This window comes from Citrobacter sp. Cb041 (genome assembly GCF_030336655.1).
Taxonomy (GTDB): Bacteria; Pseudomonadota; Gammaproteobacteria; order Enterobacterales; family Enterobacteriaceae; genus Citrobacter; species Citrobacter braakii.
Map to the genome: position 1 here is coordinate 98,675 of NZ_JAOWDD010000028.1, position 22,337 is coordinate 121,011.

Annotated in this window: 20 protein-coding genes; 12 read left to right on the forward strand and 8 right to left on the reverse strand. The window is 56.3% G+C overall.

Going from position 1 to position 22,337, the window contains the following annotated elements; translation table 11 throughout:
- Positions 1-18 precede the first annotated feature (18 nt).
- The gene (locus tag OGV52_RS03030; protein ID WP_153690686.1) at positions 19-1,470 is read left to right on the forward strand and encodes a bifunctional 2-methylcitrate dehydratase/aconitate hydratase; all 1,452 of its coding nucleotides are present in this window, start codon (positions 19-21) and stop codon (positions 1,468-1,470) included.
- A 39-nt stretch (positions 1,471-1,509) separates the two neighbouring features.
- Positions 1,510-3,396, forward strand: a complete 1,887-nt coding sequence (gene prpE / locus OGV52_RS03035; protein WP_153690685.1) for a propionate--CoA ligase — start codon at positions 1,510-1,512, stop codon at positions 3,394-3,396.
- Between the two features lie 44 nt (positions 3,397-3,440).
- Here the strand turns inward: prpE and OGV52_RS03040 are convergent, their stop codons facing one another.
- The 4 genes from OGV52_RS03040 to OGV52_RS03055 all read right to left on the reverse strand — a co-directional run bounded on the left by OGV52_RS03040 (position 3,441) and on the right by OGV52_RS03055 (position 9,462).
- Positions 3,441-3,713, reverse strand: a complete 273-nt coding sequence (locus tag OGV52_RS03040) for a YceK/YidQ family lipoprotein (protein WP_016151950.1) — start codon at positions 3,711-3,713, stop codon at positions 3,441-3,443.
- A gap of 155 nt (positions 3,714-3,868) precedes the next feature.
- Positions 3,869-5,122 carry an MFS transporter gene (locus OGV52_RS03045; protein WP_016151951.1) on the reverse strand — a complete coding sequence of 418 codons (1,254 nt, stop codon included), beginning with the start codon at positions 5,120-5,122 and terminating at the stop codon, positions 3,869-3,871.
- A 52-nt stretch (positions 5,123-5,174) separates the two neighbouring features.
- On the reverse strand, positions 5,175-8,258 hold the full coding sequence (locus tag OGV52_RS03050; RefSeq protein WP_287108066.1) for a beta-galactosidase: 3,084 nt from the start codon (positions 8,256-8,258) through the stop codon (positions 5,175-5,177).
- Positions 8,259-8,379: 121 nt separating this feature from the next.
- Entirely contained in the window at positions 8,380-9,462 is a 1,083-nt protein-coding gene (locus OGV52_RS03055) for a LacI family DNA-binding transcriptional regulator (protein ID WP_200079412.1), read from the reverse strand.
- 164 nt (positions 9,463-9,626) lie between these two features.
- Between OGV52_RS03055 and OGV52_RS03060 the strand changes: the two genes are divergently transcribed.
- The gene (locus tag OGV52_RS03060; RefSeq protein ID WP_141874890.1) at positions 9,627-10,235 is read left to right on the forward strand and encodes a class I SAM-dependent DNA methyltransferase; all 609 of its coding nucleotides are present in this window, start codon (positions 9,627-9,629) and stop codon (positions 10,233-10,235) included.
- Here OGV52_RS03060 and OGV52_RS03065 read toward each other — a convergent pair.
- Together OGV52_RS03065 and OGV52_RS03070 are read right to left on the reverse strand one after the other, a co-directional pair.
- The gene (locus OGV52_RS03065; RefSeq protein WP_287108069.1) at positions 10,232-11,182 is read right to left on the reverse strand and encodes a GlxA family transcriptional regulator; all 951 of its coding nucleotides are present in this window, start codon (positions 11,180-11,182) and stop codon (positions 10,232-10,234) included. The genes OGV52_RS03060 and OGV52_RS03065 overlap by 4 nt on opposite strands.
- An 18-nt stretch (positions 11,183-11,200) precedes the next feature.
- Complete coding sequence (locus OGV52_RS03070) at positions 11,201-11,977, reverse strand: MBL fold metallo-hydrolase (protein WP_047497880.1); 777 nt, start codon at positions 11,975-11,977, stop codon at positions 11,201-11,203.
- A gap of 377 nt (positions 11,978-12,354) precedes the next feature.
- Here OGV52_RS03070 and OGV52_RS03075 point away from each other — a divergent pair, with 377 nt between their 5' ends.
- Entirely contained in the window at positions 12,355-12,600 is a 246-nt protein-coding gene (locus tag OGV52_RS03075; protein WP_287108070.1) for a YmjA family protein, read from the forward strand.
- Between the two features lie 86 nt (positions 12,601-12,686).
- Entirely contained in the window at positions 12,687-13,163 is a 477-nt protein-coding gene (locus OGV52_RS03080; protein ID WP_016151966.1) for a cold-shock protein, read from the forward strand.
- 127 nt (positions 13,164-13,290) lie between these two features.
- On the opposite strand, the gene OGV52_RS03085 is transcribed toward OGV52_RS03080, so the two are convergent.
- A complete protein-coding gene (locus OGV52_RS03085) occupies positions 13,291-13,599 on the reverse strand; it encodes a putative quinol monooxygenase (protein ID WP_046275619.1) in 309 nt (102 codons plus the stop codon).
- A gap of 135 nt (positions 13,600-13,734) precedes the next feature.
- A complete protein-coding gene (locus OGV52_RS03090) occupies positions 13,735-14,547 on the reverse strand; it encodes a DNA-binding transcriptional regulator (RefSeq protein WP_046275638.1) in 813 nt (270 codons plus the stop codon).
- A 193-nt stretch (positions 14,548-14,740) separates the two neighbouring features.
- On the opposite strand from OGV52_RS03090, the gene OGV52_RS03095 reads away from it, so the two are divergent.
- The 7 genes from OGV52_RS03095 to mhpT all read left to right on the forward strand — a co-directional run bounded on the left by OGV52_RS03095 (position 14,741) and on the right by mhpT (position 22,302).
- The gene (locus OGV52_RS03095) at positions 14,741-16,405 is read left to right on the forward strand and encodes a bifunctional 3-(3-hydroxy-phenyl)propionate/3-hydroxycinnamic acid hydroxylase (protein WP_287108072.1); all 1,665 of its coding nucleotides are present in this window, start codon (positions 14,741-14,743) and stop codon (positions 16,403-16,405) included.
- A 1-nt stretch (position 16,406) separates the two neighbouring features.
- Entirely contained in the window at positions 16,407-17,351 is a 945-nt protein-coding gene (gene mhpB / locus OGV52_RS03100; RefSeq protein ID WP_016151972.1) for a 2,3-dihydroxyphenylpropionate/2,3-dihydroxicinnamic acid 1,2-dioxygenase, read from the forward strand.
- Between the two features lie 28 nt (positions 17,352-17,379).
- The gene (gene mhpC, locus OGV52_RS03105) at positions 17,380-18,246 is read left to right on the forward strand and encodes a 2-hydroxy-6-oxonona-2,4-dienedioate hydrolase (protein ID WP_200107481.1); all 867 of its coding nucleotides are present in this window, start codon (positions 17,380-17,382) and stop codon (positions 18,244-18,246) included.
- Positions 18,247-18,255: 9 nt separating this feature from the next.
- Positions 18,256-19,065 carry a 2-keto-4-pentenoate hydratase gene (gene mhpD, locus OGV52_RS03110; RefSeq protein WP_016151974.1) on the forward strand — a complete coding sequence of 270 codons (810 nt, stop codon included), beginning with the start codon at positions 18,256-18,258 and terminating at the stop codon, positions 19,063-19,065.
- The gene (mhpF, locus tag OGV52_RS03115; RefSeq protein ID WP_016151975.1) at positions 19,062-20,012 is read left to right on the forward strand and encodes an acetaldehyde dehydrogenase; all 951 of its coding nucleotides are present in this window, start codon (positions 19,062-19,064) and stop codon (positions 20,010-20,012) included. The genes mhpD and mhpF overlap by 4 nt, the downstream gene beginning before the upstream one ends.
- A complete protein-coding gene (gene mhpE / locus OGV52_RS03120) occupies positions 20,009-21,022 on the forward strand; it encodes a 4-hydroxy-2-oxovalerate aldolase (RefSeq protein ID WP_016151976.1) in 1,014 nt (337 codons plus the stop codon). Before mhpF ends, mhpE begins: the two co-directional genes overlap by 4 nt.
- 68 nt (positions 21,023-21,090) lie before the next feature.
- Positions 21,091-22,302 carry a 3-(3-hydroxy-phenyl)propionate transporter MhpT gene (gene mhpT, locus OGV52_RS03125; protein ID WP_016155816.1) on the forward strand — a complete coding sequence of 404 codons (1,212 nt, stop codon included), beginning with the start codon at positions 21,091-21,093 and terminating at the stop codon, positions 22,300-22,302.
- The last annotated feature ends 35 nt before the right edge of the window (positions 22,303-22,337 follow it).

Below are 22,337 nucleotides of genomic sequence, written 5' to 3' on the forward strand. Positions count from 1 at the left end.
AAAACAGGAACCCTTGTTATGTCTGCACATATTTCGAACGTCCGCCCGGAATTTGACCGTGAAATCGTTGATATCGTTGATTACGTCATGAATTACGAGATCACTTCGACGGTAGCGTATGACACCGCGCATTATTGCCTGCTTGATACCATAGGCTGCGGGCTGGAAGCGCTGGAATATCCGGCCTGTAAAAAACTGCTGGGGCCGGTAGTCCCAGGGACTGTGGTGCCGAACGGCGTGCGCGTTCCGGGCACCCAGTTCCAGCTCGACCCGGTGCAGGCGGCGTTTAACATCGGCGCGATGATCCGCTGGCTGGACTTTAACGATACCTGGCTGGCCGCGGAATGGGGGCATCCTTCCGATAACCTCGGCGGCATTCTGGCTACGGCTGACTGGCTGTCACGCAATGCGGTAGCGGTGGGGAAAGCGCCGTTAACCATGAAAAAAGTGCTCACCGGAATGATTAAAGCCCATGAAATTCAGGGCTGCATCGCGCTGGAAAACTCTTTTAACCGCGTCGGTCTCGATCACGTCCTGCTGGTCAAAGTGGCCTCCACGGCGGTGGTCGCCGAGATGCTTGGCCTGAACCGGGATGAAATTCTCAACGCCGTATCGCTGGCGTGGGTTGACGGGCAGTCGCTGCGTACCTATCGCCATGCGCCAAATACCGGCACGCGTAAATCCTGGGCAGCTGGCGATGCAACCTCGCGCGCGGTACGTCTGGCGCTGATGGCGAAAACCGGTGAGATGGGGTATCCGTCTGCGCTGACGGCGAAAACCTGGGGCTTTTATGACGTCTCTTTCAAAGGCGAATCGTTCCGCTTCCAGCGCCCGTACGGCTCTTATGTGATGGAAAACGTGCTGTTTAAAATCTCCTTCCCGGCCGAGTTCCACTCGCAGACTGCGGTAGAGGCGGCGATGACGCTGTACGAGCAACTGCAGGCTGCCGGGAAAACGGCGGCGGATATCGAAAAAGTGACCATTCGTACGCACGAAGCCTGTATCCGCATCATCGATAAAAAAGGTCCGCTGAATAACCCGGCGGATCGCGATCACTGCATCCAGTATATGGTCGCCATTCCGCTGCTGTTCGGGCGTTTAACCGCGGCAGATTATGAAGACGGCGTGGCGCAGGACAAACGCATTGATGCCCTGCGCGAGAAGATCAACTGCTTTGAAGATCCGGCTTTTACAGCCGATTACCACGATCCTGAAAAACGCGCCATCGCGAATGCCATCACCCTGGAATTCACCGATGGCTCACGTTTTGAAGAAGTGGTGGTGGAGTACCCAATCGGCCACGCGCGCCGTCGTAACGACGGGATGCCGAAGCTGGTCGAGAAGTTCAAAATCAACCTGGCGCGTCAGTTCCCGACCCGTCAGCAGCAGCGCATTCTGGATGTCTCCCTGGACAGAACTCGCCTGGAGCAGATGCCGGTCAATGAGTATATGGATTTGTTTGTTATCTGAAACCCGACTCATCAGGCGTAAGTTCAACAGGAGAGCATTATGTCTTATAGCGAGTTTTATCAACGTTCTATTACGCAGCCGGAGTCGTTCTGGGCCGAGCAGGCCCAGCGTATTGACTGGCAGCAGCCGTATACGCAGGTACTGGACCACAGCAATCCGCCGTTTGCCCGCTGGTTTTGTGGCGGGACGACCAATCTGTGCCATAACGCCATCGACCGCTGGCTGGAGAAACAGCCCGAGGCGCTGGCGCTGATTGCTGTGTCATCAGAAACCGAAGAAGAACGCACGTTTACCTTTCGTCAGCTGTATGACGAAGTGAATATTGTGGCAGCGATGCTGTTGTCGCTCGGCGTACAGCGCGGGGATCGGGTACTGGTTTATATGCCGATGATCGCCGAAGCGCACATTACGCTGCTGGCCTGCGCACGCATTGGGGCGATCCATTCGGTGGTGTTCGGTGGTTTTGCTTCGCACAGCGTGGCGGCGCGCATCGATGACGCCCGACCGGTGGTTATCGTTTCGGCGGATGCCGGGGCGCGCGGCGGCAAGGTCCTGCCCTATAAAAAGCTACTCGATGATGCGATCGATCAGGCTCAGCATCAGCCGCGTCATGTGGTGCTGGTCGACCGCGGTCTGGCGAAAATGGCGCGGGTGGAGGGGCGTGACCTCGACTTTGCCGCGCTACGCCAACAGCATCTCGGCGCACGGGTGCCGGTTGTCTGGCTGGAATCGAATGAAACGTCCTGCATTCTCTACACCTCCGGGACAACCGGTAAACCGAAAGGCGTTCAGCGCGACGTTGGTGGCTATGCGGTCGCGCTGGCGACCTCGATGGACACCATTTTCGGCGGCAAAGCGGGCGGCGTGTTCTTCTGCGCGTCGGATATCGGCTGGGTGGTTGGGCATTCCTATATCGTGTATGCCCCGCTGCTGGCGGGGATGGCGACGGTGGTTTACGAAGGGCTGCCAACGTATCCGGACTGCGGCGTATGGTGGAAAATTGTTGAGAAGTATCAGGTCAGCCGGATGTTCTCGGCCCCGACCGCCATCCGCGTGCTTAAAAAATTCCCGACCGCGCAAATCCGCAATCACGATCTCTCCTCGCTGGAGGTGCTGTATCTGGCGGGTGAGCCGCTGGACGAACCGACCGCCAGTTGGGTAACGGAAACGCTGGGCGTCCCGGTTATCGACAACTATTGGCAGACTGAATCCGGCTGGCCGATTATGGCTATCGCCCGCGGGCTGGACGACCGACCGTCGCGGCTGGGCAGTCCTGGCGTGCCGATGTACGGCTATAACGTGCAGTTGCTCAATGAGGTGACCGGTGAACCTTGTGCGGCGAACGAGAAGGGGATGCTGGTGATTGAAGGGCCGCTGCCGCCGGGCTGTATTCAGACTATCTGGGGGGATGACGCGCGGTTTGTGAATACCTACTGGTCGCTGTTTTCCCGCCAGGTGTACGCCACCTTTGACTGGGGCATTCGCGATGCCGATGGCTATTACTTCATTCTGGGCCGTACGGATGACGTGATCAACGTGGCCGGACACCGGCTGGGGACGCGCGAGATAGAGGAGAGTATTTCCAGCTATCCAAACGTCGCCGAGGTGGCGGTAGTTGGCGTGAAGGATGCGCTGAAAGGGCAGGTGGCGGTCGCGTTTGTTATTCCAAAACAGAGCGACAGTCTGGAAGACAGCGACATTGCCCATTCGGAAGAGAAGGCGATTATGGCGCTGGTGGACAGTCAAATTGGTAATTTTGGTCGTCCGGCGCACGTCTGGTTTGTGTCGCAACTGCCGAAAACACGCTCCGGCAAAATGCTCAGACGGACGATTCAGGCGATCTGCGAAGGCCGCGATCCTGGCGATCTAACGACCATTGACGATCCCGCATCGTTGCAGCAAATCCGTCAGGCGATCGAGGAGTAACGTCGTGTGATGCCCGGTGGCGCAATGCTTACCGGGCCTACGTGTTAATCAACTTTCTTATACGGCCCGTGATAGTAATCAAACGGCGCATAAACCGTATCGGCCACGAACGATAACGGCACATCAACAAATAACAGCGCTAAATCGAAATAGTTATAATCGTAAGCGCCCGGGTTTTTTAGTTTATCAATATCATGGCGCATACCCACGTAATACGTATCTGAATCCTCGCCTGCCGTGCGCGCATCAATGCTGCCACATCCTGTAAGTAATACGCTGATAAAGAGCGTTGTTACCGCAACCGTCTTTTTGCTCATGCTATGACCTGGCTTCTCGCCCCGTTTTACCATAACGATAAAAAAGCGGCGTGTTGTCCTCGGAACTTAAACCACCAGGTCAGGACTCATCGTGTGAGGATGGCACATCGAAGGCCGGATAAACCACGTGAGTGGTGTATCCGGCAAAGAGGCTTTTACAGCGTGACGCTTTCGCGACGACGCAGCAGAGAAAACGGCCCCGGTCCACTTAGGGTAAATACGGAAATCAACGTGAAGCTTAGCGCAATTATCCCCAGCACCAGATACGCCCCCTGGAAACCAATACTCTCATACATTTTTCCGGCCAGAACTGACATGAAAATCATTGCTAACTGTTTGAAGAAACAGAAGCACACCAGGTAAATTGTGGCCGAGAAGCGCACTTCAAACTGACTGGTGATGTATTTGAAGCAACCGACGATCAGGAACGGTATTTCAAACATATGCAGCGTTTTGAGAATGACGACCTCCAGCGCAGAGGTAGCGAAGGAGGAGCCGATGATCCGCACCGACATTATCGTACCGGCCAGCAGCAGGGCGTTCTTTCCGCCAATGCGGTTCACAATCAGGGGCGCAAAGAACATGATAGAGGCATTAAGTAATTCCCCCATGGTTGTGACGTAGCCAAACACACGGGTACCCTGTTCGCCGGTGGCAAAGAACGAGGTAAAGAAGTTGGCGAACTGCTGGTCAAACACATCATACGTACAGGAAACGCCGACCACGTACAGGGAGAGGAACCAGAGTTTCGGTTGTTTAAATAACTCCAGCGCCAGCTTCAGACTGAATGCCGAGTTGTTGGCGCCTACCGCATCCGCAACTTTTGCAGAAGAGGGGACCTCTGTTTTTGAAAAGAGCAGCAGCAATGCCAGAATGACCGCACAGCCTGAACCTAACCAGAAGACAAACTGGTTATTGATGGTGAACATAATCCCGGCAATCGAGGCGCACAGCGCCCAGCCTACGCAGCCAAACATGCGCGCGCGACCAAATTCAAAATTGCTTCGGCGGCTGGCTTTTTCAATATAGGCTTCAATCGCCGGGGCGCCGGCATTGTAGATAAAGCCAAGGTAAATCCCGCCGACAATCGAACCCAGTAAAATATTAACCTGTAATAACGGGCCAAAGACGTAAATAAAGAACGGGGCAAACATTACCAGCATTCCGGTAATTACCCACAGCAGGTGTTTACGCAGGCCAAGCTTATCGGAAAGCAGTCCGAAAACAGGCTGGAATAATAATGAAAATAGTGAAATACAGGCGAAAATGATCCCGGTGTCACCTTTACTGATATGGTTTACATCGTGTAACCAGATAGGGAAGAAGGGGAAATAGGCACCCATAATGAAAAAGTAAAAGAAAAAGAAGAAGCCGAACATCCAAAAGTTAGTGTTTTTCAAATAATACATAATGGACTTCCTTACGATGAATGCGGGCAGGGGGGAACCTGCCCGATTATTATTATTTTTGACCCCAGACCAGCTGGTAGTGGTAGCGTCCGGCACTCAGCAGGAACTCTGGTGAAACGGAAGGACTCCAGGAGTCGTCACCGCCCACGCCCATATGGAAGCCATCAATATTGATCCAGGTACCAGCCTCCGGTTGCAGCAGATGGCGGTGGCTGGTTTCCATCAGTTGCTTCTGGCTAAAGCGGCTGATGTTGAACAGGAAGTCCCCTCGCCATTGATGCGCGCCGTAGCGTAGCTCACGCGTGTTGCAGCGCAGACCGTTTTCGCCAGGGAAAACATACGGGGTGTACATCTCATCAAGCGACAAATCCCAACGATCAAAACAGGCGGCGCTCAGGCGATCCGGGTAGTTCTCATGTGGGCCGAGACCTAACCAGTTCACGCGCTCAGCGATCTGCGCCAGTTGGCAGCTCAGGCCGATGCGGGCCGGATGTGGCGTGCCGCTGGCGACGTCGACATCCACCGTTATCTGCATCTCACCATTGCCGTCAATGCGATAGCTTTTTCGGCTGACGAATAGCGTTTCGCCCTGATACTGCCACGCATGTTCGGTGGCGATCAGTACCGCATTGCTTAGCGTGTCGGCAGCACAGTGCAGTAACGTTGCTTCGACCAGATAATGACCGGCGGCTTTCCAGCGTTCGACCCAGGCGTTAGGGTCGATGCGGGTTGACTCGCTCACGCCGATGTCGTTGTCCAGCGGCGCGCGGGTGAACTGGTCAGTAAGCGGGGTTAACAGCTGGGCTGCGTCGCCAATCCAGTACTGTGTCAGCAGGCCAGACTGACGGTCGAATTGCCAGCGCTTGTCGTTGATCTCAACAGTAAAGGTGTTTTCGCTCACGTTCAGCAGTGGTGCGGTACGGGCAGTTGGCCGTGGCGCCAGGCTGAGTTTCTCTTCCAGCTTCCATTGCTGCCAGGCGCTAATGTGCCCGGCGTCTGACCATGCGGTGGCCTGAGGTTGCTCTACGCGTACCGTTAGCCATAGCTGGCCGGCGGTTTCCGGCAGCGGGACATCTGGCAGGGTAATCACCTGGCGACTCTGTGGGGCGATATCCAGCACGATTTCTCCGGCGGCCAGCGGGTTGCCATCCTGGGCAATCGACCAGTGCAGAACTTCGTTATCGCTGTGGCGGAACAGATATTCGCTGGTTACTTCAATCTGGCGTTTGGGTCCCGGCAGCAGCGTAAACTGGAAAAACTGCTGCACATGTTTGGCCTCGTATAATGCCGGATGCGGGGTGCGATCGGCGAACACCAGGCCGTTCATGCAAAACTGACGATCGTTAGGCGTGTCGCCAAAATCACCACCGTAGGCAGACCATGCCTTGCCGTTCTCATCATATTTAATCAGCGACTGATCTACCCAGTCCCAGACAAACCCGCCCTGTAGGCGCGGAAATTGACGGAACGCTTGCCAGTATTTGGCGAAGCCGCCAAAACTGTTGCCCATGGCGTGGGCGTATTCGCAGAGGATCAGCGGACGCTGCTCGCCGGGCATCGACAGCCACTTTTTAATCGACCATTTGGGTACCGCGGGGAAGGGCTGATCCTGATCGACGCGGGCGTACATTGGGCAAATAATGTCGGTCGCTGTGGTATTTGCGCCGCCGCCTTCATACTGTACCGGGCGGGACGGATCTTCTGATTTTATCCAGCGGTAGAGCGCGTCATGGTTGGCGCCATGCCCGGATTCATTGCCCAGTGACCAGATGATGATGCTCGGGTGGTTGCGATCGCGTTGCACCATGCGCGTGACGCGATGGCTCATGGCTGGCAGCCATGCGGGATCGTCGGTGAGGCGATTCATCGGCACCATGCCGTGGGTTTCAATGTTGGCTTCGTCGACCACATACAGGCCGTAGCGATCGCACAGGGTGTACCACAATGGATGGTTCGGGTAATGGGAGCAGCGCACGGCGTTAAAGTTGTTCTGCTTCATCAGCAGAATATCCTGCACCATCGTCGCCTCGTCCATCACCTGACCGTTGACCGGATGGTGCTCATGACGGTTGGTGCCGCGAATCAACAGCGGCTTACCGTTGAGTAACAGCAGGCCGTTTTCAATACGAACCTGACGAAAGCCGACATCACAGGCTTCCGCTTCAATCAGCACTCCGTCAGCGGTACGTAACTGGACCACAGCGCGGTACAGATTAGGCGTTTCGGCACTCCACAGCGCCGGGTTTTCGACGTTCAGACGCAGGGTAACCCGATCATGATAAGCACCGCGTTCATCAATAATTTCGCTGCCGAGCAGGGAAGTCGTTTCGTGAGTGAGCGTTTCACCGTCCCACAATTGCAGGGTGACGCGTAAATCTTCGCTCTCGTTGTCCGCCACTCTGACTTCTGTTTCCAGCGTGGCGCGGCTGAAATCGTCGTTAAAACGGGTGTTAATGCGCAGGTCGCGGATTTGCGTAGTGGGCTTATGCAGCAAAGATACATCGCGAAAGATCCCGCTCATGCGCCACATGTCCTGGTCTTCCAGATAACTGCCATCGCTCCAGCGCAGCACCATCACAGCCAGGCGGTTTTCGCCTGGCAGCAGATAATCGCTAAGATCGAATTCAGACGGCAGGCGGCTGTCCTGACCGTAGCCAACCCAGCGACCATTGCACCACAAATGAAACGCGGAATTCACCCCGTCAAAAATAATGCGCGTCTGACCTTCATCTAACCACGCGTCTTCGATACTGAATGTGAGCGAGTAACATCCTGTCGGATTCTGCGCTGGAACGTACGGGGGGTTAACCGGGATCGGGTAGGTGACGTTGGTATAAATTGGCGCGTCGTAACCGTCCATCTGCCAGTTAGAGGGGACGTTGATAGTATCAGCCTGTGGCAGATCGCTTGTCAGCCAGCTTTCCGGCACGGCCTCAGGCGCGGAAAACCAGGCGAACTGCCACTTGCCATTTAGCGAGCGTAACTGAGTTGATCGCTGATTGGTGCGCGCATCATCCGCTGAGCGCCAGCTACAAAACGGCGGGTGCGCCTCCAGGCGGTTGAGCTGCGTGACGCCGGGATTTTCCCAGTCACGGCGGGCCAGTACAGCGGAGAGTGAATCTGTGTTCAGGTTCATAACGGTATCCTGTTTGAATTTGTTATTCGCTCACAATTTCAATCAAAATACGAATAAGCGATCCCAACTGTAAAGGACGGGGCGCTCAATGAGTGAACTGACTCACACAATTGTTATGCGTTCACAATTTGGGTGTGAGCTGCGAAACTTGCCGCGCTAGCTGGATCAGTGAGTCGGCCAGCACCTGGGGTGAGAGGGTTTGCGTATCGGGAGGCAGTACCGTATTGCGCTTAACCAGGGTTACGGGCAGCAGTTGGTTGCCCACGCTTGAGGTCCCACGGGGAAGTTGCAGCAGTCTGTCGACGCTGGTTTCACCCAGTAACGGAAAATCCTGCCTGATGGTGGTCAGTGGTGGGATGTAGCAGGCGCTGTCTTCGGTGTCATCGTAGCCGATCACCGAGATATCAACCGCCACCCGCAGACCGAACTCGCTGATTGCCCGCATCGCGCCCAGCGCCATTTGATCATTAGCGACCAGCATGGCGGTGGGGAGATTACCACCATTAAGCATATGCAGCGTTTGCTGAAAACCTGACATCGAGCTCCAGTCGCCTTCCAGCTCCGCGGTGGGTTGCAACTGGTAGTGCGCCAGATATTTATGCCACCCCGCATGGCGAAGTCTTGCCGAAACCGAAGTGTGTGGCCCGCTCAGCAGGGCGATACGCTGATGCCCATGCTGCACCAAATGTTCAACGCCGAGACGTGCGCCGTCGTCATGGGAGAAAATCACGCTGTTAATTGGCGTCTGATCAGAGACATCGAGAAACAGCACCGGCACCGTACCGCAGGCGGCAGCCACGGCAATGGCGTCTTCTTCATCCAACGGGTAGTTGATGATAAGCCCGGTTACGCGTTGAGAAAGCAGGTTGTGGACTGCGGCTTTACATGCCTCAACGCCGCTACGTTCGACCATGGCGATCACCACGCTGGCCCCGGACTGGTCGGCGCGGGATTTTATGGCGGCAACGATTTGCGAGGGGGCGTGCAGGGCAAGGTTCGCCGTCACGACGCCAATCAGCGGCGTCTGTTTGCCCGCCAGCTGCTGTGCGACGCGGTTGGGGATGTAATTGAGCTCCGCCATCGCGGCCTCAACTTTCTGTCGGGTTTTTGCGGAAACGTGGCTGGCCTGATTCACGACGCGCGAGACGGTCTGGTAAGAGACTCCTGCATGGTCTGCCACATCGTATAGCGTTACCGGTTTCACGTTTATCACCCCTGTCATGACGTTATCTGCGCGCTATGATGCCACAGCGGGACGGTTTTGGGGTATTTGCGCATTGGTTCTGCGAGGCGCATTCCAGGGTTGCAAATCGTGTGCTGGAGGATTTATCGTCGTGATGCTTAACAGAATAAAAAAGTGAGGACATCGTGAGCGACTCTGCGGCAAACAACATTCTGTCCATCTACCAACGTCATGCGGAGGCCTTTGCCAGCCAGCGTTCACGCGCACTGTTCGAGAAAAGCTGGCTGGATAAGTTCATCACCGTGATGGGCGGGCAGGGCAGCATTGTGGATATTGGCTGCGGCAACGGTCAGCCGATTGCTGGTTATTTTATTCAGCAAGGCTTTCAGCTTACGGGAATTGATGGTTCTGCGGCGATGCTGGCGCGGGCCCGGCACTCTTTTCCCGCACAGCGCTGGCTGGAGCAGGATATGCGCGAGCTGGGACTTAACGAGACTTTCGATGGTCTGATCGCCTGGGACAGTTTTTTCCATTTAACTCAGCAGGATCAGCAAAAGATGTTCCCGATTTTTGACCGACTCAGCCGTCCCGGCAGCGCGCTGATGTTTACCAGCGGGACGGAAAACGGTATCGCGATGGGGCAATTTGAGGGCGAACCGCTGTTTCACGCCAGCCTCGCACCGGATGAATACCGCGCATTGCTGTCAGAGCACGGTTTTGTGGTGGTAGAGATGGTGATGGAAGATCCGCACTGCGCCGGGCATACCATCTGGCTGGCGCAAAAACGTGGCTAATCGCCGCGAAAGGTTTTACGCCATTCAGCCGGGCTAACGCCAAAGTGGGATTTAAAATGCTGCCGCCAGGTGATGGGCGACTGGAAACCGACCTGTTCGGCGATGCGTTCAACGGGTAACTGGCTGGACTCCAGCAGTATCTGACTACGGCGCAGACGCTCGGCAATCAACCATTCGGCCACGCTTGACCCGGTGGCCTTCATAAAATGACGGGTTAAAGTGCGACGGCTCATCATCACCCGCTGCGCCAGCTCGTCGAGATTATGCGGTTCGTGGAGATGCTGGCGCAAATAGTCGAGCAGGACGTTGATGCGCTGATCCTGGGTATTTTTCGCCACGGGTTGCTCGATAAACTGTGCCTGGCCGCCCTCACGATGCGGCGGCACAATCATCCGTCGGGCAATCTGATTCGCCGCCGTGCTGCCAAAACGCTGACGGATGACGTACAGACAGCAATCCAGCGCGGCGGCGGTGCCTGCCGAGGTAATTATGCCGTCGTCATCCATGTACAGCGCGTTAATATCCAGATGGGCTGCCGGGAAGCGCGCCTGAAAATCTTGCTCGAACTCCCAATGCGTAGCCGCCCGTTTGCCATCGAGCAGACCGGCATAGCCGAGGACAAATGCCCCCAGACATAGCCCGACAATCTGTGCGCCGTTTTGTCGCGCATGGTTGAGCGCATCAAGCAGGCTTTGTGGTGGACGATGTGCCGTGGTGCCCCAGTAGGGGAGCACCACGATGTCGGCGGCCTCCACTGCTTCATAGCCGTGAGCTGCGGTAATGGAAAAGCCATCCTGCGAGGAAACGATACCTGGCTGTTCGGCGCAAAGTTGCACCTCGAAGCGTTTCTTCGCCGCTACTTTGTCACTGAAAATGATGCACGGCACCGAGAAGTGAAACGGGCTGAAATCTTCCACGGCAACAATGGCGACGTTAAGCGGTTGCATACGATTCCTTTGTGGATATTAAAACGTCAGGGTTTCGCCATCTTCCGGTACGTTAACAAATTGCGCAATCTGGTTATCGTGGGCGTACTCTTTTAGAGCCGCGCGAGTCAGAAGACAGTGGTTAATTGCCTCCATGTGGGTCGCCACAATTTGTGCTTCTGGCAGCGTGAAGTGGGTTTTTAGCACATCTTCTGCGCCCATGATGATTGGGCCAAACCCGATAACGTGGGCAAAACCTGCGTTCAAAATAACCACGCCAGGCAGGAACGTCCGCATGTTGGTTTCCACCTCGTCGCGCCAGAGAGTGTCCCCGACCAGATACAGCGTTTTTTCCGCCGGATGCTGGAAGATAACCCCGCAGGCATCACCCAGACGCTCCGCCATTTGCGGGATGGCGTAAGCGCGATCCGAACCGTGCTGGCCGCCGGTTTTACGCAGGGTGATGTCGCCGAGCGTGGTGCTGTGTGCCAGTACGGTCAGTTGCGTGAAACCCTGCTTTCGCAGCACCTGCTTATCCTGCTCATTTTGTACATAGATCGGTTTGTCTTTCGGTACGATACGAGCAGCAGCCTCATCCCAATGATCTTCATGCAGATGGGTCACGATCAGCGCATCGACGTTGAGCAGGGTGTCGACATCAACGGGCAGTTCCACAGTCGGGTTGCGGATCTCGGCGCGTGCCGTTCCGGTAAAGCCCGGATAAGTCCCTTTTGCCGCCAGCATTGGATCGATCAGAAAGGTTTTACCGCCAAAGGTGATGCGCTGTGTGGCGTTACGGATTTGCGTGATGTTCATGGTGTTTGCTCCACATGTTGGGTCAGTGGTGTCATCGTAGAGTGTTGCCCAGAAGATGAATGTGGGCAAATGGGCGACTAGCGATGAAATTGGGCCAATAGCAGATGGCAGAGATCGATAATGTAATTAGAATTAAAGTAATTGAATATTTCCTTTGCGACTCTTTATTTAATTCGCAGCCATTATCTCGTACTGGAAAAACGTCATTTAAATAAGAGTAGATTTATTAAATTCGAAGCGGCTCCAGAAAATAGTGTTGATATATGCAACGTATTGCAGCCAATAAAACATATCGCGAACCATGAAATAAGAATGCTATCATTCACACCAGACGCGGCAGGCAACTGCTGGCACACGCATTTACCCCGGAGCACCCGATGAACAACGACATTCCGCTAAAATTTTATGATATCGCCGACGAATACGCGACTGAAGCTGCAAAGCCGGTGAGCGATACAGAACGCGACGCACTGGCACGCTACTTCCAGCAGTTGATCACTCGTTTGATGAACAATGAAGAAATCAGCGAAGAAGCGCAGCAGGAGATGGCAACCAAGGCCGGAGTCGACGCACAGCGTATCGATGATATCGCGGAGTTCCTCAATCGTTGGGGTAACGAGTAGCCAAAGACATGGCCTGTGTTTTACACTGCGCGCAAATTGAGTAGGTATACTCTACAAGTAATAGGTTTAATCAGGCGGAAACAGCAATGAACGGAACAATCACAACGTGGTTTAAAGATAAAGGCTTTGGATTTATCAAAGATGAAAACGGCGACAACCGCTATTTTCATGTGATTAAGGTTGCTAATCCTGAGCTGATCAAGAAAGACGCGGCGGTGACCTTTGAGCCTACCACCAACAACAAAGGCTTATCTGCCTACGCGGTAAAAGTCATACCCGACAGCAAATACATCTATATCGCCGGCGAGCGTCTGAAGCTCACGGCGATCAAGTCTTACCTGGTCTACAGCGAAGAAGTCCCTGCTGAGACTCGTATCGACAAAGAAAATGCGGTGCTGTCCGTTGGTGTGCTGATGAACAGCATCCGACCGAAATCAGACGTGAAGCCTGGTGAAATGCGCACGCTGAAAAAGCTGGCCATCACCACCTTCCAGGGCACGACGCTGATCTTCTCGGAAGATGAAATCGATATCGACGAGACGGTGAAACTGCTTAAGGTCTGAAGCCCTTCAGAGTGAATGAAAACCGAAATCCTGCACTTTTCAGAAGCGGGGTTTCGGTTTTTTTATGCGTATTTTTGTCAGAAGGGAATATCCATTTGAGCCAAATAGCAAATTCCATTCTGTTTTTTTATTTTGACGAGGCACCTGGAATTACCACGTCATCCATCAGTATGTAACGTGCTTCCTGGCGCGTGTATTGATCGATTAACGGCACAAGTCGCCGGAAATGCTCACTGGCACAATGTTCATCGAGAGCCGCGTGGTTTGGCCATTCTTCGATAAAAATAAAATGCCCCGGATCTTTTTCATCAATATAGAGGTCATAAGCAATGCATTGCGGCTCTTTCTTCGTCGCCGATATTAGCTCACGGTACCAAGGGAGAACGGTTTCAATATACTCAGGTTTGATGAAATCTTCGGCAATGACCTTTAACATGCAGCCTCCTGGCAGAAAACGAATGCACACTATGTGATGAAGATATATTTAGGGCAAGACGCCACAGTGTTATATCGGTCGGTGAGTGAGTTATCTCAGCTATTAATCAGATGATCCGCTTAACTGTGATCCATCTCACCTCCCGGCAACCAAAATCTCCTGCGACTCAACGCCGTCCTCTATCTGTTTCGCCACCTTTTGTAAGGCCGGAAGGTGTTTTTCCGCGGCCTGTTCGATGGTCATGGCGCTGGCCATATACACCAGATTCAGGCAGCCGATCACCCGCTGTTCACTGCGAATGGGGACGGCGATGGAGGCGATTTTCTCCTCCTGATCCCAACCGCGAAAGTTCTGGCCAAAACCGTCTTTTCGCGCACGGCTCAAAATGGCGTCGAGCTTCAGCGGTTCGCGCGCCAACTGGAACTCATCTCCCGGTCGTGAAGCCAGCATTTCAATCAGTTCCTGACGTTCATTCTCCGGGCTAAATGCCAGCCAGGTCAGGCCGGATGCGGTTTTCAGCAGCGGCAAACGACGCCCGACCATCGCCCGATGAAACGACAGGCGGCTGAAGCGATGGGTGGTTTCACGCACCACCATCGCGTCCACATCCAGCGTGGAAACGTCGGTCGGCCAGATGACCTCGCGCAGCAAATCCCCCAACAGCGGGGCGGCGAGCGCAGAAATCCACTGCTCGTCACGAAATCCCTCACTGAGCTGACGGACCTTAATGGTTAAGCGAAAGCTGTCATCGGACAGACTGCGCCGGACGTAACCCTCATCCTGCAGGGTTTCCAGTAGTCGCCTGACCGTGGTGCGGTGCAGGCCGCTCAGCTCTGCCAGCAGGCCAACGCTGGCCCCGCCGTCGAGACGATTTAACATATTTAATAACATTAGTCCGCGCGTTAACCCGCGCACGGTTTTGTATTCGGTACCGTCGTCACTTTTCATATTTATTGACAAATCTACAGTTAAAACAACGTTGTGCACTTAGTGCACATCCAGGCATGTTTTGATTGTAGCGCAAAAACTCACTTCTATACTGACCGCACAATAAAAAATTGTTCACATTCTTTTAACAAAAAAACAATTGCGCCTCACCAGGGTCTGCAATTGCATTTTGTCCGAGTAGTGAGGTTCTGAAATGACAACAATAAATCCAGATATCCAACCCGCTGTGCAGCACACCGTGCAGGTAGCGATTGCCGGAGCCGGTCCGGTAGGGCTGATGATGGCGAACTATCTTGGCCAGATGGGCATTGAGGTGCTGGTGGTGGAGAAGCTCGATACCCTTATCGACTATCCTCGCGCCATCGGCATTGACGATGAAGCGCTGCGCACCATGCAGTCCGTCGGTCTGGTCGAAAATGTTCTGCCGCACACCACGCCGTGGCATGCGATGCGCTTTCTCACTCCGAAAGGGCGCTGTTTTGCTGATATCCAGCCGATGACTGACGAATTTGGCTGGTCGCGCCGCAACGCGTTTATTCAGCCGCAGGTAGACGCGGTGATGCTGGAAGGGCTGTCGCGTTTTCCCAACGTGCGCTGCCTGTTCTCTCGCGAACTGGAAGCCTTCAGCCAGCAAAATGGTGAAGTGACGTTGAACCTGAAAGCGCCGGATGGCCAGCGTGAAACGGTGAAAGCTCAGTGGCTGGTGGCCTGCGACGGTGGGGCCAGCAACGTCAGACGTTCGCTGAATGTGCCATTTGAAGGCAAAACCGCGCCGAATCAGTGGATTGTGGTGGATATCGCTAACGATCCGCTCAGCACGCCGCATGTGTATCTGTGCTGCGATCCGGTGCGCCCGTATGTCTCCGCCGCGCTGCCGCACGCGGTGCGCCGCTTTGAATTTATGGTAATGCCAGGGGAAACCGAAGCGCAGCTCAGCGAACCGCAGAATATGCGCCAGCTTTTGAGCAAAGTGCTGCCGAACCCGGACAACGTCGAGCTGATCCGCCAGCGCGTATATACCCATAACGCACGTCTGGCCGAACGTTTTCGCATTGACCGCGTGCTGCTGGCGGGCGATGCGGCGCACATTATGCCGGTCTGGCAAGGGCAGGGGTACAACAGCGGCATGCGCGATGCCTTCAATCTGGCGTGGAAACTGGCGCTGGTGATTGAGGGTAAAGCCGGTGATGAGCTGTTGGATACCTACCAGCAGGAGCGCCGCGACCACGCCAAAGCGATGATCGATCTCTCGGTGACCGCAGGCAACGTACTTGCGCCGCCGAAACGCTGGCACGGCGCGGTGCGCGACGGGGTTTCCTGGCTGCTGAACTACATTCCGCCGGTCAAACGCTACTTCCTTGAAATGCGCTTTAAGCCGATGCCGCAGTACCACGCCGGGGCGCTGGTGCGTGAAGGCGACGCGAAAACCTCTCCCGTTGGCAAGATGTTTATCCAGCCGAAGGTAACGCTGGAATCAGGTGAAGTGACGCTGCTCGACAACGTCATCGGGCCGAATTTCGCGGTGATCGGTTGGGGCTGTAACCCGCTGTGGGGCATGAGCGAGGCGCAGATCCAACAGTGGCAGGCGCTGGGGACGCAGTTTATCCAGGTGGTGCCGGATACACAGATACAAACCGATCAGGATAACCACGACGGCGTTACCCGCATTGGCGATACGCAAAACCGCCTGCGCGCGTGGTTTGCCCAGCACAACGCCGCGCTGGTGGTGATACGCCCGGACCGCTTTGTGGCCGCCATCGCCATTCCGCAAACCCTGGGCAGTACCCTGAATAAACTGGCGTCGGTGATGACGCTCACCCGCGTTAATGCCCACATTCCCGCTGAAAAGGTGGCCTGATATGCACGCTTATCTTCACTGTCTTTCCCACTCGCCGCTGGTGGGTTACGTCGACCCGGCGCAGGCCGTGCTCGACGAGGTTAACGGTGTGATCGCTAGCGCCCGGGCACGTATTGCGGCGTTCGACCCTGAACTGGTGGTGCTGTTTGCCCCCGATCACTACAACGGATTTTTCTACGACGTGATGCCGCCGTTCTGTTTAGGCGTAGGCGCTACGGCGATCGGCGATTTCGGCAGCGCGGCGGGGGAGCTGCCGGTGCCGACAGATCTCGCTGAAGCCTGCGCCCACGCGGTAATGAAAAGCGGCATCGATCTCGCCGTGTCCTACAACATGCAGGTCGATCACGGCTTCGCGCAGCCGCTGGAGTTTTTGCTCGGCGGTCTGGATAACGTGCCGGTGCTGCCAGTGTTTATTAACGGCGTCGCCACGCCGCTGCCGGGCTTTCAGCGTACCCGCATGCTCGGTGAAGCGATTGGCCGATTCGCCAGCTCGCTGAATCAGCGTGTGCTGTTTTTAGGCTCCGGCGGCCTGTCGCATCAGCCGCCGGTCCCGGAGCTGGCGAAGGCCGATGCCCATATGCGCGACCGCCTGCTCGGCAGCGGCAAACAACTGCCTGAAAACGAGCGCGAGCTGCGCCAGCAGCGGGTGATCAGCGCCGCCGAGAAGTTTGTGGCCGATCAAAACACGCTGCATCCGCTTAACCCTGTCTGGGATAACCGCTTTATGACGCTGCTTGAACAGGGACGTTTGCAGGAGCTGGACGCGGTCAGTAACGAAGAACTGTCCGCGATGGCGGGCAAATCAACGCACGAAGTTAAAACCTGGGTTGCTGCCTTCGCCGCTATTTCTGCCTTTGGCAACTGGCGCAGCGAAGGCCGTTATTACCGCCCGATCCCAGAGTGGATCGCTGGATTCGGCTCCCTGAGCGCCACCACACAGAACTGAAACAGAACTGAATATGCAGGAGAACATCATGACTTACCAACCGCAAACCGAAGCCGCAACCAGTCGTTTTCTGCAGGTGCAGGAAGCAGGCGAAACGCTGCGCGTGCATTTCAATGACTGTGGGCAGGGCGAAGAGACCGTCGTGCTGTTGCATGGATCTGGTCCGGGTGCGACGGGCTGGGCGAACTTCAGCCGCAATATCGATCCGCTGGTGGAGGCTGGATACCGGGTGATCCTGCTGGATTGTCCTGGCTGGGGCAAAAGCGATGGCATCGTTAACCGCGGTTCGCGATCCGATCTTAATGCTCGCATCCTGAAAAGCGTGGTCGATCAGTTGGATATTCAGAAAATCCATCTGCTGGGCAACTCGATGGGGGGCCACAGTGCCGTGGCGTTCACCCTGAGCTGGCCGGAGCGTGTGGGTAAGCTGGTGCTGATGGGCGGCGGGACGGGGGGCATGAGCCTGTTTACCCCGATGCCGACCGAAGGCATCAAGCGCCTGAATCAGCTGTACCGAGAACCGACCATCGAGAACCTGAAGCTGATGATGGAGATCTTTGTCTTCGACACCAGCGACCTGACCGAGGCGCTGTTTGAGGCGCGTCTGAATAACATGCTGTCGCGTCGCGATCACCTGGAAAACTTTGTCCACAGCCTTGAAGCCAACCCGAAACAGTTTCCGGATTTCAGCCCGCGCCTGGGGGAAATCAAAGCCCAGACCCTGATTGTCTGGGGACGCAACGACCGCTTTGTGCCGATGGACGCCGGCCTGCGCCTGCTCTCCGGGATTGCCGGGTCTGAGCTGCACATCTACCGCGACTGCGGGCACTGGGCACAGTGGGAACATGCGGAAGCTTTTAACCAGCTGGTGCTGAACTTCCTCGCACGCCCTTAAGGAACGGACATGACGAATCTTAATCTTGAGCAGTTAGCCGCCGATTTACGTCAGGCTGAGGAAAAAGGGGACGCTATCGCCCCGCTGCGTGAACTGATCGGCGTGGATAACGCCGAAGCGGCCTACGCCATTCAGCGTATCAATGTGCAGTATGACGTGGCACGAGGGCGTCGCGTCGTCGGGCGCAAAGTGGGACTAACGCACCCGAAAGTGCAACAGCAGCTGGGCGTCGATCAGCCGGACTTCGGCACGCTGTTCGCAGATATGTGCTACGGCGACAACGACACCATTGCGTTTGCCCGCGTGCTACAACCGCGTATTGAAGCGGAGATTGCGCTGGTGCTGAACCGCGATCTGCCCAATGCCGATACCACCTTTGACGAGCTGTACAACGCCATCGAGTGGGTGCTACCCGCGTTGGAAGTGGTCGGCAGCCGTATTCGCGACTGGTCGATCAAGTTTGTTGATACCGTGGCGGATAACGCCTCCTGTGGCGTGTATGTGGTCGGCGGCCCGGCACAACGTCCGGCAGGATTAGATCTGAAAAACTGTGCGATGAAAATGACGCGCAATAACGAAGAGGTTTCCAGCGGGCGCGGTAGCGAATGTCTGGGACATCCGATCAACGCCGCCGTGTGGCTGGCGCGCAAAATGGCCAGCCTCGGCGAGCCGCTGCGTGCCGGGGACATTATTCTCACCGGGGCGTTAGGCCCGATGGTGGCGGTGAATGCGGGCGATCGTTTCGAAGCCCATATCGACGGTATTGGTTCAGTTGCCGCCACCTTTTCAGCGGCGGTTACAAAAGGAAGTCAGTCATGAGTAAGCGTAAAGTCGCCATTATCGGCTCTGGCAACATCGGCACCGATTTGATGATTAAAATTCTGCGTCACGGCGTACGTCTGGAGATGGCGGTGATGGTGGGGATTGATCCGCAATCCGACGGTCTGGCACGCGCCCGGCGTATGGGCGTTGCCACCACCCATGAAGGGGTGACGGGGCTTCTTGCGATGCCAGAATTCGCCGACATCGACATCGTGTTTGATGCCACCAGCGCGGGCGCGCACGTGAAAAATGACGCCGCGCTGCGCGCCGTAAAACCGGGGATCCGTCTGATCGACCTGACGCCCGCAGCGATCGGCCCGTACTGCGTCCCGGTGGTGAACCTGGAGGCTAACGTTGACCAACAGAACGTCAATATGGTGACCTGCGGCGGGCAGGCGACCATCCCGATGGTGGCGGCGGTTTCTCGCGTGGCAAAAGTCCATTACGCCGAAATTATCGCCTCGATCGCCAGTAAATCTGCGGGACCGGGCACCCGCGCCAATATCGACGAGTTTACCGAAACCACCTCGAAGGCGATTGAAGTGGTGGGGGGCGCGGCTAAAGGCAAAGCCATTATCGTACTTAACCCGGCTGAGCCGCCGCTGATGATGCGCGACACGGTGTATGTGTTGAGCGAAGCGGCCTCCCAGCTTGAAGTTGAAGCGTCGATTAATGACATGGCGGCGGCGGTGCAGGCGTATGTGCCGGGCTATCGCCTGAAACAGCGCGTCCAGTTTGAAGTCATCCCGGAGGATAAACCGGTGAATCTGCCGGGTATTGGTCAGTTTTCCGGGCTGAAAACCGCGGTGTATCTGGAAGTGGAAGGTGCGGCGCACTATTTACCCGCCTATGCGGGCAACCTCGACATTATGACCTCCAGCGCGCTGGCGACCGCTGAGCAGATGGCGCAGTCACTCACCCGTCAGGCAGGAGAAGCAGCATGAACGGTAAAAAACTCTATATCTCTGACGTGACCCTGCGCGACGGTATGCATGCGATTCGCCACCAGTATTCGCTGGAAAACGTGCGCCAGATTGCCAAAGCGCTGGACGATGCGCGGGTTGATTCCATTGAGGTGGCCCACGGCGACGGTTTACAAGGTTCCAGCTTTAACTACGGCTTTGGCGCGCACAGCGACCTCGAGTGGATTGAAGCGGCAGCAGACGTGGTCAAACACGCAAAGATCGCCACGCTGTTGCTGCCGGGCATCGGCACTCTTCATGACCTGAAAAACGCGTATCAGGCCGGCGCGCGAGTGGTGCGCGTGGCGACCCACTGCACCGAAGCGGACGTGTCGGCCCAGCATATTCAGTACGCGCGTGAGCTCGGCATGGATACCGTCGGCTTTCTGATGATGAGCCATATGACCACGCCGGAGAATCTGGCGCAGCAGGCGAAGCTGATGGAAAACTACGGCGCGACGTGTATCTACGTGGTCGATTCTGGCGGGGCGATGAATATGAGCGATATTCGCGCCCGCTTCCGCGCCCTGAAAGCGGTGCTGAAGCCGGAGACAGAAACCGGAATGCATGCGCATCACAACCTGAGCCTCGGCGTGGCGAACTCGATTGCCGCGGTGGAAGAGGGCTGCGACCGTATCGACGCCAGCCTGGCGGGTATGGGCGCTGGCGCGGGCAACGCGCCGCTGGAAGTGTTTATCGCCGCTGCGGATAAGCTCGGCTGGCAGCACGGCACCGATCTGTATGCGCTGATGGACGCCGCCGACGATCTGGTGCGTCCACTGCAGGACCGTCCGGTGCGGGTGGATCGCGAAACGCTGGCACTGGGCTATGCCGGGGTGTACTCCAGCTTCTTGCGTCACTGCGAAGTGGCGGCGGCGCGTTATGGCCTGAGCGCGGTCGATATTCTGGTTGAACTGGGCAAACGCCGAATGGTGGGCGGCCAGGAAGATATGATCGTCGACGTGGCGCTGGATCTGCGCAATAGCAAATAAAAATGATTACGCGGCTGGCAACGTATCAGCCGCGACTCACCTGCATCGTGACCTCAGAGGTACATCTTATGACTACCCGTACCCCCACATCTTACCGCCTGACGTTAACCGTCGGGCTTTGCTTTTTAGTTGCCCTGATGGAAGGGCTGGATCTACAGGCCGCCGGGATCGCTGCCGTCGGTATCGCCCAGGCGTTTGCGCTGGATAAAATGCAGATGGGCTGGATCTTCAGTGCGGGCATTCTCGGACTGCTGCCCGGCGCGCTGGTGGGCGGCATGCTGGCCGATCGCTATGGGCGCAAGCGCATTCTTATTGCCTCCGTGGCGCTGTTCGGTCTGTTCTCGCTGGCGACGGCGATTTCCTGGGATTTCTCGTCGCTGGTGTTTGCCCGTCTGATGACCGGCGTCGGGTTGGGCGCGGCGTTGCCGAATCTGATCGCGCTGACCTCCGAAGCGGCGGGCCCGCGTTTTCGCGGTACGGCGGTGAGCCTGATGTACTGTGGCGTGCCGATTGGCGCGGCGTTAGCGGCGGCGCTCGGGTTTAGCGGTCTGGCCGCCGCCTGGCAAACGGTGTTCTGGGTTGGCGGAGTGATCCCGCTGCTGCTGGTGCCGTTGTTGATGCGCTGGCTGCCAGAATCACAGGTTTATGCCCAGCAAACGCAGGTGGCCGCCGCGCCGTTGCGCGCCCTGTTCGCACCCGCTACCGCCACCGCCACGCTGCTGCTGTGGCTGTGCTATTTCTTCACCCTGCTGGTGGTGTATATGCTGATTAACTGGCTGCCGATGCTGCTGGTGGAGCAGGGCTTTCAGCCCTCGCAGGCGGCTGGCGTGATGTTTGCTCTGCAAATCGGTGCGGCCAGCGGCACGTTAATTCTCGGGGCGTTAATGGACAAACTGCGCCCGGTGGTCATGTCGCTTCTGATCTACACCGGGATGTTGGCTTCGTTGCTGGCGCTGGGGACGGTGTCGTCATTGAGCGGTATGCTGATGGCCGGATTTGTGGCGGGGATGTTTGCCACTGGAGGACAAAGCGTGCTGTATGCGCTGGCTCCGCTGTTTTACAGTACGCAGATCCGCGCGACAGGCGTGGGTACCGCCGTCGCCGTTGGGCGTCTGGGGGCGATGAGCGGCCCGCTGCTGGCAGGAAAAATGTTAGCGCTCGGCACAGGAACGGTAGGCGTGATGGCGGCTTCTGCGCCGGGCATTTTACTGGCAGGGCTGGCGGTATTTTTCCTGATGAGCCGTAAATCGCAGATGCCGATCCCGACCAGTGGCTCATAAACAATCGTTCGGTTGTATGAGTGGGGATATACGGT